Source organism: Neotamlana laminarinivorans (assembly GCF_020523925.1).
GTDB lineage: Bacteria > Bacteroidota > Bacteroidia > Flavobacteriales > Flavobacteriaceae > Neotamlana > Neotamlana laminarinivorans.
Genome location: NZ_JAJAPW010000065.1, coordinates 1 through 298, shown reverse-complemented (window position 1 = coordinate 298; position 298 = coordinate 1). Strand labels below are relative to the sequence as shown.

Sequence of the window (298 nt, the reverse complement as noted above, 5' to 3'; positions counted from 1 at the left end):
GAAACCGCTAAATCTGTTATCCGTGCTACGTTTAATCCTGTGTTTTTATTGGTGAAATTTAGTCCTCCGTCTTTCGATTCAAGGAACAAATTTCCTTTGCCAGCAAAATAAACAGTAGACTCGTCAATTGGACTCGTAGCTATAACGGTGCGTCGTTTTCTATGAGAGTCGTCTTGTCCGGGCCAAGGGCCAGAATAATTAGAAGTACTGAAGTTTTGGCCTCCGTTAGCAGAAAACATGAGCCCTCCATTTTTTAAGCCTACATACCATCTGTTGGTATTTATTTTGGAATAAGCAA

The 298-nt window shown here is 40.6% G+C and carries 1 protein-coding gene; it reads right to left on the bottom strand.

Going from position 1 to position 298, the window contains the following annotated elements; genetic code table 11:
- Nucleotides 1–298: beta propeller repeat protein (locus LG649_RS16050; protein ID WP_226544825.1), on the bottom strand; the 298-nt coding region annotated here is incomplete at both ends.